The following is a 14,074-nucleotide window of genomic DNA, read 5'->3' on the forward strand; positions in this document are numbered from 1 at the left end:
ACGGGCAAGGAGCAGTCGATGACCATCACCGGCGGCTCGGGCCTGCCGAAGGACGACATCGACCGGATGATGCGCGAGGCGGAGGCGCACGCGGACGAGGACCACCGGCGTCGCGAGGCCGCGGAGACCCGCAACCAGGCCGAGCAACTGGTGTACACCACCGAGAAGTTCATCAAGGACAACGGCGACAAGGTGCCGGCGGACGTGCGGGGCGAGGTCGAGACGTCGCTGACCGGGCTCAAGGACGCGCTCAAGGGCGAGGACCTGGCCGCCATCCGCGACGCCGCGGAGAAGGTCGGCACGATCAGTCAGCGGATGGGCAGCGCGATGTACGCGAACGCGCAGCCGGGCACCGACGATGCGGCCGGAGCCGGAGCCGGCGGTGACACCGTCGAGGACGACGATGTCGTCGACGCGGAGATCGTCGACGAGGACAAGCGGGGAGGTGGGGCCGCGTGAACCGGACCTCTCCCGGCCCGGGGCTGTTGCCGGTGCCCGCCGGGCAGCCGCAGTCGCCGATCCTGGCCACGCTGTTGACCGAGATCGCCGCGCTGCGCGGGCAACTCACCGAGCGGGTGGACGAATTGCGGCGCCTTCAGGCCGACTACAACGCCTATCGAGCCCACGTGCGGCGGGATCGGCTCGCGGTACGGGAGGCGGCGCTGGCCAATGTGCTGACCCCGTTGCTGCCGGTGGTCGACGGCTTCGATCGGGCCCGAGCCGCTGACGAGTTGACCTCCGGGGTCGCCAAAGTCGTCGGTCAACTCGAGGACGCGCTCGCGACGCTGGGGTTGCGGGGGTTCGGCGCGGTCGGGGACACGTTCGACCCGCACGTCCACGACGCGTTGGCCCATCGGCCCTGTCGAGGGGCGGATCCGCCGATCTGTTCGGTGGTGCACACGCCGGGCTACCGCGTGGGGGAGCGGTTGTTGCGCCCGGCCAGGGTGACGGTGACCGGGTCGGGGCCGACGGCGGACAGCCGGGGGGTAGCGGGGGCGGGACGCGAGCACGGGTGACGGAAGGAGCGGCGGATCTCACGGAAGGGAGTGGCGGACGTAGGCGCGGCAGGTCGAATCGGGTCGGTGCGGAGGGGCTCGGCGGGTGCCGACCGGACGGGGGGCTCGGAAGGGGTAGTCATGCAGATCGTCGGATGGCACATCGAGATGGAGTTCAAGGAGGACGGGAAGCGGACCGAGGCCGCCGCGCTCCTCCGGTTGCGAGACGGAACGGAGTTGCGTTCGCACGCGCACGCCAGTCGTTACCCGGATGATCCCGATCAACCGCAGGTGGGCGAGGAGATCGCCGCGGCGCGGGCGCTGACGGATCTGACCCGGCAGTTGCTGGACAAGGCGGCGGGCGAGATCGAGACCACGACGCGGCGGCCGGTGACGACGCTGGTCTGAGGAGGCCCGGGCCGTACCGAATCGGCGTGGGTGAGCGGTGGTTCGCCCACGCCGATGTCGGTCCGGTCGTCCCCGGAGCTTTCGATCGAGTGGGTTCGTATCCAGCGGTTCCTATCGAGCGATTCGAATCGAGCGGTTCGGTCGAGTCGGCGCGTGCCGCGTCGGGGAGATGCCGTCCGCGGGCGCCGCCGCGGCTCGGAATGGGTGCGGTTTCGTCGAGAGGTGCGCCGGTTCGGCTGCTGTGAACCCGGGTTTGTAGCGAGGCAACGACAGCGGCGGTACTCTTAGCGCGACCGGACGATTACTGTGAGTTGTCAACAGTCGATGTGACGCAGTCGCCCGATTCGGCACGCCGCGCGAGGGTTTCGCGGGACGGTGGTGCGGATCGCCCGGCGGGCCTTCGACGGCGGGGGGCAGAGAGAAGCCGATGAGTGCGGCCATCGAGGTACTCGTGATCACCCCGGTTCGGATCTATCGCGAGGCCACCGTGCGGGCGCTCGCCGATGAACCCGCGTTGCGCCTGGTCGGGTCGGGTGGGTCCGCCGCCGAGGCGGTCTCGGGGGCGCTGCGCCTGCGGCCCTCGGTCCTGCTGCTCGATCTCGCCACGCCCGACAGCATTCCGGCGATCCGTGCGATCCGGTGCGGCTCGCCGGAGACCCGGTTGATCGCGCTCGGCGTGGACGAGTCCCGGGACGACGTGATCACCGCGGCCGAGGCCGGCGTGGCGGGGTTCATCGGCCGGGAGTACTCCGTGTTGCAAACCGCAGCCGCGATCGTCGGCGCGGTGCGCGGCGAGGCGTCGTGCAGTCCGCGGATCGCCGCGCTGCTGCTGCAACGTGTACAGTCGCCGGCCGCCGGCGCGCAGCGTGGAGGGTCCGCACTGTCGGAGACGCTGACCGCGCGCGAGCGGGAGATCCTCTTCCTGATGGCCGAGGGGATGAGCAACCACGCGATCGCCCGGCAACTGTCCATCGGCCTGTCCACGGTCAAGACCCATGTGCACGCGGTGCTGCGGAAGTTGGACGTTCCACATCGCGAGGCCGCGGCGACGCTGCTGCGCTCGATGCCGGCCGACCGACCGTCGGGCCCCGCGGACGCGGGATCGGACGCGGGATCGGATCGGCCGATCGTCGGCGGGCCGACGCGGGCTCCGCGTACCCGGCGTGCGCCGGATCTCGGGCAGCCCACCAACGGTGGGCCGGCGCGCGCCTGACGCCGATTCGCTCGGTGGGCGTACGCCCGTTTCCGCTCCCCCGGGGCGCGGTCCGGCGTGGGCTCCGCGGGTGGATGCCGATCTCCACCCCGGGTGGAGGAGGACGCGTCGGCGGTCCATCGGGGATCTACTCCCGCCACGCGCAAAGATCGTCCTGTCGGGTGGATGACGCGTCGGCGGCCGGTGATCAAGGATCACGACATGGCCGCCACCTCCTCGATCGATTCGAGCGCATCCGTCTTTCCCGACCTCTCCGATCTGGAGCGGTGGATCGCGGACGTGCTCGCGCGGGCCGTGGCGGCGATCGACCGGCAGGACGAGGAGAGTTCGCTGGAACGCCTCTATCCCTCGTACGACGAGGTGCACCGCGCGCTGTCGGGCAATCCGCGCCCCGCGCCCGAGCCGATCACCACCCCGCCGCTGCCCGCGCACGTGACACTGCCGTTGACCCGTGCCGGCTTCGACGCGTTCGAACTGACCGTCCTCGCACTGGCGTTCGCGCCCGATCTCGATCCCGCGTTCGGGCGGGCGATCGGCTGGTTGCAGCGCGACCCCGGACAGCCGTACCCGACCCTCGACCTGCTCGCCCGGCTGTGTTGCGCGACCGGTGCGGATCGCACGGCGGTGGCGGTCCGGCTGTCCTCGGCCGGACCGCTGGTGCGCCGCGGGCTCGTCGAGCCGGTCGGAGCCGGGTCCGGGCCCTCCTTCGCGAGCGCGGTGCGGCCCTCGGTGGTGTTGCTGCGCCGGCTGTTCGCGGTGACCCCAATCGCCGACGAACTGGCGCCGTTCGCCACCCTGGACGGGTACGCGCCGGTCGGTGTGGTCGACCCCGAGGCGGCCGAGGTGCTGGTCGCCCGGCTGACCGGCGAGGATCCGACGCTGACCCACCTGCACGGTGCCGAGCCGGCGAACTGCCTGGATCTGGCGTGGTGGAGCGCGGCACGGGCCGGGCGCCGGGTGCTGACCGCGCGGCCCGAGGCGTTGGCCGAGCCCGCCGTCGTGCGCGGGCTGGCCGCCGAGGCGCTGCTGCGCGAGGCCGTGCTCGTGGTGGACGCCCACGCCGTGACGCCACCCGCGCCGGTGTGGGAGCGGTTCACCCACACGATCGTGATCGGCGGTCCCGACTCGCTCGCGCCCACCGGACCCGAACCGTCCGCCGGGCGTGTGGTGTCGCTGCCCGTGCGGCGGATGCCGGCAGTGGGTGGTTCCGGCGGGCTCACCACCGCGCTGGCCGAGCGGGGGGTGCGCGTCACGGGCGGCACCGGGCCCGACCCGCTCGCCGGCTGGACCCACCTGGCCGGCGCCGAACTGCGGCACACCCTGGACGCGGTCGCCGCCCGGGCCCGCGGCCGGGCCGAGGCCGGTGTCGAACCGCACACCACGCCGGCCGAGGTGGCCGACGTCGCGGCCCAGGTCACCGGCGGCGAACTGGGCCGACTCGCGTCCCGGTTGACCACCTCGGACGACTGGTCCGCGCTGATCGTCCCGGACGGCGTCGGCGAGCGGCTGGACGACGTCTGCGCGCATCTGAGCGCCCATCGCACGGTGCTCGACGGGCACGGGTTCGCCGGGCGACCGGGCCAGGGACGAGGTGTGTCGGTGCTGTTCGCCGGACCCAGCGGCACCGGCAAGACGCTCGCCGCGCGACTGGTCGCGGGCCGGCTCGGACTGCCGCTCTATCGGGTGGACCTCGCGTCGGTGGTGTCGAAGTACATCGGCGAGACCGAACAGAACCTGGACGCGGTGTTCACCGCCGCCGCGCGCACCGACGCGGTACTCCTGTTCGACGAGTGCGACGCGTTGTTCGGCAAACGCAGCGAGGTGCACGACGCGCGGGATCGTTATGCGAACCTCGAAGTCGCCTACCTGCTGCAGCGGTTGGAGGACCACGACGGGCTCGCGGTACTGGCCACGAACCTGCTGCACCACATGGACGACGGGTTCATCCGGCGACTGACCTACTGCGTACACTTCCCGTTCCCGGAGGCCCCCGAACGCAGGCGGATCTGGCAGCGCGTGTGGCCGCCGGCACTGCCCCGCCACGTCGACCTCGACCTGGGTGAACTCGCCGACGACTACCCGCTGTCCGGGGGCCACATCCACAACGTCGCGGTCGCGGCGGCCCACTTGGCGGCGGCCGAGGGCCGGGTCGTGGACCGGGCGTCGGTGTTGCGGGCGATGGCGCGCGAGTACGACAAGATCGGACCCTCCCCGCAGGCCGCGGTCCCGGTCGGGGTGGTGTGATGGCGTCGAGTCCGAAGGCCGGTGGCGACGGCGGATCGCACCTGCCCGCCGAGTTGGAGTCCCGCGCCGAGCGCGCGCGGCCGCTGGACGCGTCGGTGCGCGGTCCGATGGAGCGTTCGTTCGGGGCGTCGCTGGGCGATGTGGTCGTGCACACCGACGCCGACGCCGCGGCATCCGCCGATCGGCTCGACGCGAAGGCGTACGCGGTCGGTCGGCATGTCGTGTTCGGCCCGGGGCGCTACGACCCGCACTCGGACGCGGGTCGCGCGCTGATCGGGCACGAACTCGCGCACGTGGTGCAGCAACGGCGCGGCGGTGTGGCACCGGGACCCGGCGGTGTGCACCCGTCCGGAACCGCCGCCGAGGGCGCCGCGCACCGTGCGGGCGCCCGGGCCGCCGCCGGGTTGTCCGCCCCCGTCGCGGGCGGCACCGCACCCGGCGTGTCCCGCGCGCCGAAGGGCGAGGAGGATCCGGAGGTCGCCGCGCTCAAGGCGGAGAACCGCGCGGCCGACCTGAGGAACCTGGGCGTGGCGGGGGGCATCGTCCTGGAGGGCGCAGCCATCGTCGACACGGTGGTCGGCTTCCGCTACAGCGTGCAGGACCTGGAGCAGCGCGGCGTCGACAACCTGGCCTCGGCCCTGGGCCTGGGGGCCGAGGGCAAGGCACGACTCCAGGTCGCCTCCGATCTGCTGACCGGTGGCGCAGTGCTGCGGGCGGTGCGGGACGAGGCGAAGGCCGCCGGTCTGGTCGACCCGGTCACCGGTTCGCCCGCCGTCTCGTCCCGGGTCACCGCGGCCGGCGACTGGCTGGAGGCGAAGTACGACGAGAACATGGGAACCAGGGCGCCGAGGAACGACGACCTGTTCACGGACCGCGAGTTGGGCCAGATCATCGGTCAACTCACCGCGAAGACCGTGCTCACGGCGATCGACGTCGAGGAAGTCGCGGTCGCACTCGCCGCGGTGAACGTCATCGGCGCCGTCAGGTCGATCCTCGACGCGGTCAACGCCGATCCGGACGGCTGGCCGTCCGACGTGCACTTCTGGACCCAGGTGGTGGCCGCGGTGCTCACCGTGGCCGGGATGCGCGCGGGCAGCGCCAACAAGAAGATCGCGATGTTGCTGATCGACGCCGCGCTGGCCGGATTGACGCTCGCGCCGGTGGTGAAGCGGCTGGTGACGGACTGGCGGCGGCCGGCCGGCGCGGATCGGGACGCGGCGCTCGAGCGGGGCGCCAAGGACTTGGCGAAGGCGCTGCTGGCGCTGCTGCACCAGATCCTGCTCCAGGCCGCCGCGAGCCGACGCGCGAAGGCGGGCGGCGCGCCACCGGCGGCGGGCGCCGCATCGGGCGCGGCCAAGGCGGGCCCGACGACCGGGAAGCAGCCCGCCTCGCACGGCGACCCGCATGCGGCCACGCCGCCACAGGCCGTGCACGCTCCGTTGGCGACGCCGGCGCCGGTCTCGGTCGCGCACGTCGCCGCGCCCGCGACACCCGCCGTGCCCGCCGGCGCGCCGAAGGCCGGTGCCGCGAAGCCCGCTGCCAAGCCCGCCCCCGGTAGGAAGGCGGTAGCCAAGCGAACCCCGCGCGAGACGACGAGTGCTGCGGCGGTACCTGCGGCCGGTACGCCGGAGACCGCCGGTGCGGGGGCCGCAGGCCCGGTGAAGGCCACATCGGTGCGGGCGAGGCCGGCGAAGAAGGCTTCGACAACCAAGCCCTCCACCGGGAAGGCTTCGACGCCGAAGTCTTCGGCCGGGAAGGTTCAGGCCGAGAAGGCTCCGATCGACAAAGCTCAGGCGGAGAAGGCTCCGCGCGGGGCCGCTTCCAGCAAGGCGACCGAACAGGCCCACCGGCAGCAGCTCAAGGAGACTCGGGCTCGGGCCAAGGAGTTGCACGAGGAACTCCGTCGCGACAAGGACGGGTCCGCGTTGGACCGACTGGAAGCCCTGTACCGGGGACAGTCGGACCGTGTGCTCCGCGCCTTGGAGAAGGGCGATCCGGTGGCGGGCAAGGTCTTGGAACAACGGCGCGCGCAGGCTCAACAGGCCGAGCTGAAGCGCCTCGAGGCGAGCGGGTTCCGCCCTCCGCACGACGCGATCGCCAAGGTCGTGGACAAGGACGGCCACGTCGTCAGCCACAAGCCGGTGCACAGCGGCGGCTCCACCAAGGAGCGGCGCCGAGAGGTGGGCCTGATCAAGGCCAACCAAGAGGTCCACACCGAGGCCAAGGCCGTGCGGAACATCCCGCTCAAGGCCGGGCAAACGATGTACATCAGCGGCCAGTACGATCCGTGCGGCCCCTGTCGAAGCACGATGCAGGCGGCTGCGGACCGCACCGGAGCTCGGATCAACTATCAGTGGCAGGGCGGGCCGGCGGGCGGTATCACCTTCACTCCCACCCCGCGCCGGCAGGGCGACAAGCCATGATCGACATCCTCGACCTGATCATCCGGGAGACCCTGGTCGCGGGCCTGCCCGGGCTGACGAGTGCGCGGATCGGGTTCCAGCCGCCGGACGACGACTGGCGGCAGCGGGTCGGTGCGAGCACCGGCGTCTGGGTCAACTGCGCACTGGTGGACCTGCGCGAGGACCGGACGCTGCGGCAGAACATCCGGCGACGGATCACCACCGGTTCGGTGACCGTGGAGCGCCGCGAACCCGCGCGGATCCGCTGCCACTACCTGATCACCGCGTGGAACGCGGCCAAGGACAGCGCCCAGATGCCCGCCACCGAGCAGGAGCACACCGTGCTCGGCGCGGTCCTGGCCGTGTTCCTGGACGCCGACCCGATGGTCGCCTCGGCGATTCTGACACCCGAGCAACTGGCCAAGGTCCCCGCCACGTTGCGCGAGGCGGAGCTGCCGGTGGAGGTGGTGCCGCCGGAGGGGTTCGGCAAGCTCGCCGAGTTCTGGGGAACCGTCGGACGGGCCACGTCCTGGCGGCCCGCCGTCTACCTGATCGTCACCATGCCGGTTCCGGAACCGGACCGACGGATCGACGGCGTCGTGCACACGGTGCTGACCTCCTACGACGGCGTACCACCCCGAGCCGGCGACGGCTCCGCAGAACAACTCGCCGACGTGGGCGGCCTCGTGTTCGACGCCACCGCGGGGCCGGCGGCGCCGCCGGTGCCGGTGCCGGACGCGGACATCGTGCTGTACCACCCGGCGGGGCGCGTGGTGGCCCGGGTCCGCAGCGACGACGACGGGCGGTTCGTGCTCGTCGGCATCCCGCCGGGGGAGTACCGGGCGCGGGTCACCGCCGCCGGATTGCCGCCGCCGGCCCCGCAGACGGTCCGGGTCCCCGGATCCCCCGACGCGCTGATCGAACTCCGCTTCACCTGAGAGGACACCCGCCATGGCCGTGCAGGTCTCGTATCCCGGCGTCTACATCGAAGAGACCGAGCCCGCCGCACCCATCCAGGGTGTGTCGACCAGCGTCGCGGCGTTCATCGGTATCAGCGCGCACGGGCCGATCGCCGAACCCATCCTGGTGACCAGCGCGGACGCGTTCACCGCGCTGTTCGGGCCGCCGGTGGACGGCGGCGACGTGCCCTACCACCTCCCGCTCGCGGTGGACGGGTTCTTCCGCAACGGCGGCGCCCAGTGCTTCGTCGTGCGGGTGGGTACCGCCAAGCCCGCCGCCAAGGACCTGCTGGGACGCGCGTCGGGCGCGCCGGTCTTGGGCCGGGTGGAGGCCCTGCTCGACGGCCCCGACGGCGAGGGCGGTTCGGTCCGGATCGTGGATTCGAGCGCGCTGGCCAAGGCGTTGACCGCGGCTGGCCAAGGAAGCGATCTGCCGGTGGTGCAGGGCAAGGCGGACATCACCGCCGTCGACGCCACCCGGCGCGTGCTCACCGTGAACGCGGTCGGCGACTTGGCGGCCGGTGAGCGGGTGGTCGTCACCAAGGGCACGGAAACCCGAACGGTGCGGGTGAAGTCGGTGCAGGAGCCGGACACGATCGTCCTCGACCAGGGCCTGTCCGGCACGACCGACTTCGTCGGCGGCAAGGTGACCTCGGACGATCTCACGCCCGGCGACACGGTGTTGCGGCTGAAGGTCCCGCCGGGGATCGCGCTGCGACCGCTGGTCCCGATCGGGTCGTCGGTACGGATCAAGGACGGCGCGACCACCGAGTGGGGGATCGTCGCGTCGGTCACCAACGACGCGCTCACCCTGCGCAGGCCGCTCACCAACGCGTACAAGCTCGCCACGCCCACCCGCGTGTCGACGGCCGAGTTCGACCTGACCGTCACCGATCGAGGCGGCCAGGCGGTCACGTACCCGAACCTGTCCACGATGCCGTCGCATCCGCGCTGGTGGGGTGGCCCGTCGGTGTCGAGTACCTATCTGAGGATCGTGCTCGAGCCGACCACCCCGATTCCGGTGGGTGATCCGCGCCCCGCTGCCGGGACGTTCCCGTTGACGGGCGCGGTGGCCGATGATCCGCCCGAGGCGGTCAAAGCCGTGCGGGAAGGCATGGTCGAGCACCTGAAACTGCTCGAACCGATCGACGAGATCAGTCTCGTGCTCGCCCCGGGTTGCACCGACTTCGGTGCGCAACAGGCGATCGTCGACCACTGCGAGAAGCTCTACGACCGGTTCGCCATCCTGGACAGCGTGCCCGGCGCCGACGTGCCGACCGTCATGACGCAGCGCGCGAGCGTGTGCGGCAACCAGGACAAGGGCTTCGCGGCCCTCTACTACCCGTGGATCCAACTTCGCGACCCGGCCAAGCAGATGGTGGTCCTCCAACCCCCGTCCGGCCACATCGCCGGGATCTACGCGCACACCGACGCGACCCGCGGGGTACACAAGGCGCCGGCCAACGTCGGCATCGCGGGTGCGCTCGGTCTCGAACGCAGGCTCCTGGACTCCGATCAGGGCCTGCTCAATCCGGACGGCGTCAACGCGCTGCGGATCCTGCCCGGGCGCGGATCACCGGTGGTGTGGGGCGCGCGGACCACCACGAACAACCGCAACTGGCAATACATCAACGTGCGGCGGCTGTTCCTCTTCCTCGAGGAGTCGATCCAACAAGGTCTGCGCGGCGCCGTGTTCGAGCCGAACGACCTGGAACTGTGGGGCAAGCTCAAGCACACCCTCACCGAATTCCTCACCCGGGTCTGGCGGGACGGAGCGCTCTTCGGCGCCAAGGCCAAGGACGCCTTCTTCGTCCGCATCGACGAGGCGTTGAACCCGCCGAGCACCCGCAAACTCGGATTGCTCCACATCGAGATCGGCGTACAGCCGGTCTATCCGGCGGAGTTCATCGTGGTCCGGATCGGCATCTGGGACGGCGGCGCGCAGGTGAGCGAGCAGTAGCGGCCGACCCCGCGCGGCGGCGCGTACCCGGACCCGCGGGCGCCGCCCGCGAGCACCCACGATCGGCAACGGACAGGCAGCGGAGGACGCCGTGAGCACAGGCGATATCCAGGATCCCTTTGTCAACTTCAACTTCAAGGTCGAACTCGACGGCATCATCCGGGTCGGGTTCCACGAGGTGAGCGGCCTCGACGCGACGGTGGACGTGGTGGAGCACCGCGAGGGCGGATGGAACATCACCCCGTACAAGTTCCCCGGGCAGGCCAAATACGCCAACATCGTGCTCAAGTGGGGCATGACCACCGACACCGAGTTGTACGAGTGGCATCAGCAGATCGTCGAGGGAGACATCCTGCGCCGCAACGGCGCGGTGCTGCTGCTGGATCGACGCGGCGTGGTCACCTCGCGGTGGAACTTCGTCCGGGCCTGGCCGACCAAGTACACCGCGCCGGCGCTCACCGCCGAGGCCGACGACATCGCGATCGAGACGCTCGAACTCGTCCACGAGGGATTGGTGCGGGTGCAGTGAGCATGCTTCGGATCGAACACGACTTCACACTGCCCCTCGGGCTGCTCGGCGAGGACGGCGCGCTGCATCGCGAGGGCACGATGCGGCTGGCCACCGCCGCCGACGAGATCCTGCCGCTGGCCGACCCCAGGGTGCAGCGCAACCCGGCCTACCTCTCGGTGATCCTGCTCAGCCGGGTGGTCACCCGCGTGGGCGGCGTCGAGACGGTGACCCCGCGCACCATCGAAACGCTGTTCGCCGCCGACCTGGCGCATCTGCAGGAGCTCTACAACCGGATCAACACCGTGGACGAGCCCACCGGTTCGACGGAGGGGTCCTGCCCGAACTGCGGCGAGGAGGTCCGTACGGGCCACGAGCGCCTGGGGGGATCCGTGGATATCCGGTCGATCGGCTGAGGGAGGAGATCGCCTTCGTGGCCTACCACCTGCACTGGTCGCACGCCGAGTTGATGGACCTGGACCACGCCGAGCGGCGGCGCTGGGTGGAGCGGGTCTCGGCCATCAACCAGCGGCTCAACGAGGCGGCCGGCACGCCGTGACGGCGGGCCACGCATCCACCGCTCCGCATCCGGCATCGAGCAGGACACGACCCCGGGCCACGTGCACGACGTGGCACCCGGCATCGAGCATCGCGAAGGGAGAAGACCGTGACCGTCACGGGAGCGCGCGCGTCGGCGGCCGGATGGCCGGTGCGATCGGCCTCGGCGTCGATGCTCGCCGGGGTTCGGGCCCGGGTCGGGGGGATCACCGGCCCCGCCGGCGCGGGCCGAGTGGAGACCCGGGTGCCCGGAATCGGCCTGGTCCTGCACACGTTGCCGCGCCCGGCCGGCACCCGTCCCCCGCGCCAGGCGCCGGTCCCCGTCCCGGACATCCGACGCTGCGCGCACGTGCGGCTGGACGTCCGGGTCACCGCGCCGCCCATGGTCGCGCTCGCCCGTACCGAGACCCCCGGGCCGTACTCGCCGTCCTCCGCCGGGCCGGGCCGACTGCCCGCACCGGTGCTGCGCACCGTGTTCGCGGGTGCCGGCCGTGCGGTGGGTGAACGCGCTTGGGTGACACGAGAGTTGTACGAGCGCGGCGCGGGCCGTGGTCGGCGCGTCGAGGAGCCGGCGCGGCCCGGCGCGGTGCTCGGTAGCGGCGGGTGGCCGGCCCCGCCGGGCCATTCCGGCGGCCGGCCCGGGAGCGCCCTGACGTTGGTCGTGCCCACCCGTCCCACGCCCGCCTCGACTTCGGCCGAGTCGTACACCGCGCCGGCCCACACGTCGGCGCGCGGCCGGGCCGAGACGGGGTACGGCCGTCCGCAGGCGGCGCCCGCGCTCACCTCGGCCGACCTGCCCCTGCTGGTCGACGGGGTGGTCCGGGAGATCGACCGTCGGGTGCGCGCCCGGCAGGAACGCCGGGGGTGGAGCCGATGACGGTGATGGAACGCGCGACGATCACCAACACCGTCACCGGCGCGCGCACCCGGGTGTTGTTCAACCCGGAGGACTACACGGTCAACCGGGAGACCACCTACGCCCAACTCCCGGTCCCCGGGCTGTCCGCGCCGGTCGTGCAGTTCGTGCACGGCAACGCGCAGACGCTGGAGATGGAGCTGTTCCTCGACTCGCTGGAGGCCAACGACCAGGCGGGCGCGGGCAGCGACGTGCGGATCCTGGTCCGCCGGGTGGTGGACCTGATGGACATCGACCCCACGCTGCACGCACCGCCGCCGCTGGTGTTCGCGTGGGCGAGCCTGACCTTCACGTGCGTGTTGACCCGGGTCGCGCAGAAGTTCGTGATGTTCAAGCCGGACGGAACCCCGGTGCGGGCCCGACTGACCGTCACCTTCAGCGAGTTCCGCAACGTGGACATGGAGGCCAAGGAGGTCAAGCGGCAGACCTCGGACTACACCAAGGCGCACACCGTCGTCGCCGGCGAGACGCTGCAACTGATCGCGTGGCGCGAGTACGGCTCGGCGTCCGCGTGGCGGCCGATCGCGCTGCACAACGGGCTGGACGACCCGCGCGCGCTGCCCGTGGGCGCGACGCTGCACGTGCCCCGGCTGCCCTACCGGGACCCGGGCACGAACGAGGTCTTCGACGCACCGCCCCGGGAGGTGCCCGCGTGAGCGTGTTCCCGCAGTACGCCCCGGAGATGCGGCTGCGCTTCGCCGGCCGGCCGGCGCCGGCGGCGCTGCGCGGCTCGGTCACCGGCGTGACCTGCCAGACCGGCATGGGCGACGCCGACCGGCTGGAGGTCTCGCTCGCCAACGAGGGCCTGCGCTGGCTCGACGACCCGCTGTTCCGGTTGGACACCGAGGTGAGCATCGCGCTGGGCTACGCCCCGGACGAGCCGCGCCGATTGTTCACCGGCGAAGTGGTCGGCACCGAGGCGAGCTTCCCCTCCGACGGGATGCCGATGTTGCGGGTGGTCGCCCAGGACCGGCGCACCCGTCTGGCCGCCGCGTCGCCCGCGCGCTGGTTCGGCGTCCCGGTGCCCAAACTCGGCGTGCTGCCGCTGCCGGACGCGGTGGTCGCGCCGCTGTTGGCGCTCGAACACGGCATGATCCCGCTGCTCGACCCGCTGGGCGCTTTCCTGTCGGCTGCCCTGGGCGCGGTGGACGTGGTGGCCTCGCTGGAGGACCCGAGCATGCGTCAGCGGGTGGTGCGCCGCCAACAGTCCGAGACCACACTCGACTTCCTGAAGAAGATCGCGGTGGAGAACGCGTGGGAGCTGATCGTCGAGCACGACAGCGAGCCGTCCGGCTTCGTGCTCCGGTTGATGTCGCCCGCCGCCTACCTCTCGCCCGACGTGACCTTGCGGTACGGGCGCTCGCTGATGGAGTTCACGCCCCGGATCAGCACCGTCGGCCAGGTGGAGAGCGTGTCGGTGCGGGTGTGGCGGCCCGAGGTGCGCCTGGAGTTGACCGTCTCGGTCGGCTACGACTGGGACCGCCAGGCACTGTCCATCGAGGTGGCCCCGGGGTTCGGACTGCCGTCGGGCCGCCAGGTGCTGCTGGTGGACGAACCGGTGACCATCGCCACCGCTCCGCGCCTGATCGTCGCCAAACTGCTGCCCAGGCTGAACCGGCGTACCACCGCGAGTGGTTCGTGCGTGGGCGACCCCCGGATCAGCGCCGGACGGGTGTTGCGGATCGAGGGCGTGGGCGAGACGTTCGGCGGCCTGTGGCGGGCGGTGTCGGCGCAGCACACGCTCGACGGCGGCGGCTATCGCACCTCGTTCGAACTGCGCAAGGAGATCTGGTTCGGCGGCATCCCGCCCGCGTCCCAGGGCGCGGTCCGGGTCCAGGGCGGCCTGTTGTCGTTGCCGGCGCCCAACTCGTAGCGGTTGTACTGCCGTTTCCGTGACGTGTCCGGTGACCG

Annotated in this window: 14 protein-coding genes; all 14 read left to right on the forward strand. The window is 72.0% G+C overall.

Annotated features, from left to right (window positions below; all coding sequences use genetic code 11):
* A partial coding sequence (locus tag ACZ4FV_RS42005) for an Hsp70 family protein (RefSeq protein ID WP_465326003.1) occupies positions 1-459 on the forward strand: 459 nt, incomplete at its 5' end.
* On the forward strand, positions 456-1,016 hold the full coding sequence (grpE, locus tag ACZ4FV_RS42010) for a nucleotide exchange factor GrpE (protein ID WP_395873216.1): 561 nt from the start codon (positions 456-458) through the stop codon (positions 1,014-1,016). The genes ACZ4FV_RS42005 and grpE, both read left to right, overlap by 4 nt.
* 120 nt (positions 1,017-1,136) lie before the next feature.
* Positions 1,137-1,403, forward strand: coding sequence for a DUF1876 domain-containing protein (locus ACZ4FV_RS42015; RefSeq protein WP_395873217.1), 267 nt, complete (start codon positions 1,137-1,139; stop codon positions 1,401-1,403).
* Positions 1,404-1,830: 427 nt separating this feature from the next.
* On the forward strand, positions 1,831-2,616 hold the full coding sequence (locus ACZ4FV_RS42020; RefSeq protein WP_395873218.1) for a LuxR C-terminal-related transcriptional regulator: 786 nt from the start codon (positions 1,831-1,833) through the stop codon (positions 2,614-2,616).
* A 201-nt stretch (positions 2,617-2,817) separates the two neighbouring features.
* The gene (locus ACZ4FV_RS42025; RefSeq protein WP_395873219.1) at positions 2,818-4,860 is read left to right on the forward strand and encodes an AAA family ATPase; all 2,043 of its coding nucleotides are present in this window, start codon (positions 2,818-2,820) and stop codon (positions 4,858-4,860) included.
* The gene (locus tag ACZ4FV_RS42030) at positions 4,860-7,283 is read left to right on the forward strand and encodes an eCIS core domain-containing protein (protein WP_465326006.1); all 2,424 of its coding nucleotides are present in this window, start codon (positions 4,860-4,862) and stop codon (positions 7,281-7,283) included. Before ACZ4FV_RS42025 ends, ACZ4FV_RS42030 begins: the two co-directional genes overlap by 1 nt.
* Complete coding sequence (locus ACZ4FV_RS42035; protein WP_395873221.1) at positions 7,280-8,200, forward strand: Pvc16 family protein; 921 nt, start codon at positions 7,280-7,282, stop codon at positions 8,198-8,200. Before ACZ4FV_RS42030 ends, ACZ4FV_RS42035 begins: the two co-directional genes overlap by 4 nt.
* Before the next feature lie 13 nt (positions 8,201-8,213).
* Positions 8,214-10,181, forward strand: coding sequence for a phage tail sheath family protein (locus ACZ4FV_RS42040; RefSeq protein ID WP_395873222.1), 1,968 nt, complete (start codon positions 8,214-8,216; stop codon positions 10,179-10,181).
* A 91-nt stretch (positions 10,182-10,272) separates the two neighbouring features.
* The gene (locus tag ACZ4FV_RS42045; protein WP_331771652.1) at positions 10,273-10,710 is read left to right on the forward strand and encodes a phage tail protein; all 438 of its coding nucleotides are present in this window, start codon (positions 10,273-10,275) and stop codon (positions 10,708-10,710) included.
* A gap of 2 nt (positions 10,711-10,712) precedes the next feature.
* The gene (locus ACZ4FV_RS42050; protein WP_395873224.1) at positions 10,713-11,105 is read left to right on the forward strand and encodes a hypothetical protein; all 393 of its coding nucleotides are present in this window, start codon (positions 10,713-10,715) and stop codon (positions 11,103-11,105) included.
* Between the two features lie 17 nt (positions 11,106-11,122).
* A complete protein-coding gene (locus tag ACZ4FV_RS42055; RefSeq protein WP_395873225.1) occupies positions 11,123-11,248 on the forward strand; it encodes a DUF6760 family protein in 126 nt (41 codons plus the stop codon).
* Between the two features lie 108 nt (positions 11,249-11,356).
* Positions 11,357-12,124, forward strand: coding sequence for a hypothetical protein (locus tag ACZ4FV_RS42060; protein ID WP_465326008.1), 768 nt, complete (start codon positions 11,357-11,359; stop codon positions 12,122-12,124).
* A complete protein-coding gene (locus ACZ4FV_RS42065) occupies positions 12,121-12,819 on the forward strand; it encodes a CIS tube protein (RefSeq protein WP_395873227.1) in 699 nt (232 codons plus the stop codon). Before ACZ4FV_RS42060 ends, ACZ4FV_RS42065 begins: the two co-directional genes overlap by 4 nt.
* Complete coding sequence (locus ACZ4FV_RS42070; protein ID WP_465326009.1) at positions 12,816-14,036, forward strand: phage late control D family protein; 1,221 nt, start codon at positions 12,816-12,818, stop codon at positions 14,034-14,036. Before ACZ4FV_RS42065 ends, ACZ4FV_RS42070 begins: the two co-directional genes overlap by 4 nt.
* The last annotated feature ends 38 nt before the right edge of the window (positions 14,037-14,074 follow it).

The organism is Embleya sp. NPDC025285, assembly GCF_055558835.1.

Bases quoted from the DNA above. Each gene is read 5' to 3' on its own strand.
- ACZ4FV_RS42015 (WP_395873217.1), top strand. From the start codon at position 1,137: ATGCAGATCGTCGGATGGCACATCGAGATGGAGTTCAAGGAGGACGGG.
- ACZ4FV_RS42020 (WP_395873218.1), top strand. From the start codon at position 1,831: ATGAGTGCGGCCATCGAGGTACTCGTGATCACCCCGGTTCGGATCTAT.
- ACZ4FV_RS42025 (WP_395873219.1), top strand. From the start codon at position 2,818: ATGGCCGCCACCTCCTCGATCGATTCGAGCGCATCCGTCTTTCCCGAC.
- ACZ4FV_RS42030 (WP_465326006.1), top strand. From the start codon at position 4,860: ATGGCGTCGAGTCCGAAGGCCGGTGGCGACGGCGGATCGCACCTGCCC.
- ACZ4FV_RS42035 (WP_395873221.1), top strand. From the start codon at position 7,280: ATGATCGACATCCTCGACCTGATCATCCGGGAGACCCTGGTCGCGGGC.
- ACZ4FV_RS42040 (WP_395873222.1), top strand. From the start codon at position 8,214: ATGGCCGTGCAGGTCTCGTATCCCGGCGTCTACATCGAAGAGACCGAG.
- ACZ4FV_RS42050 (WP_395873224.1), top strand. From the start codon at position 10,713: ATGCTTCGGATCGAACACGACTTCACACTGCCCCTCGGGCTGCTCGGC.
- ACZ4FV_RS42065 (WP_395873227.1), top strand. From the start codon at position 12,121: ATGACGGTGATGGAACGCGCGACGATCACCAACACCGTCACCGGCGCG.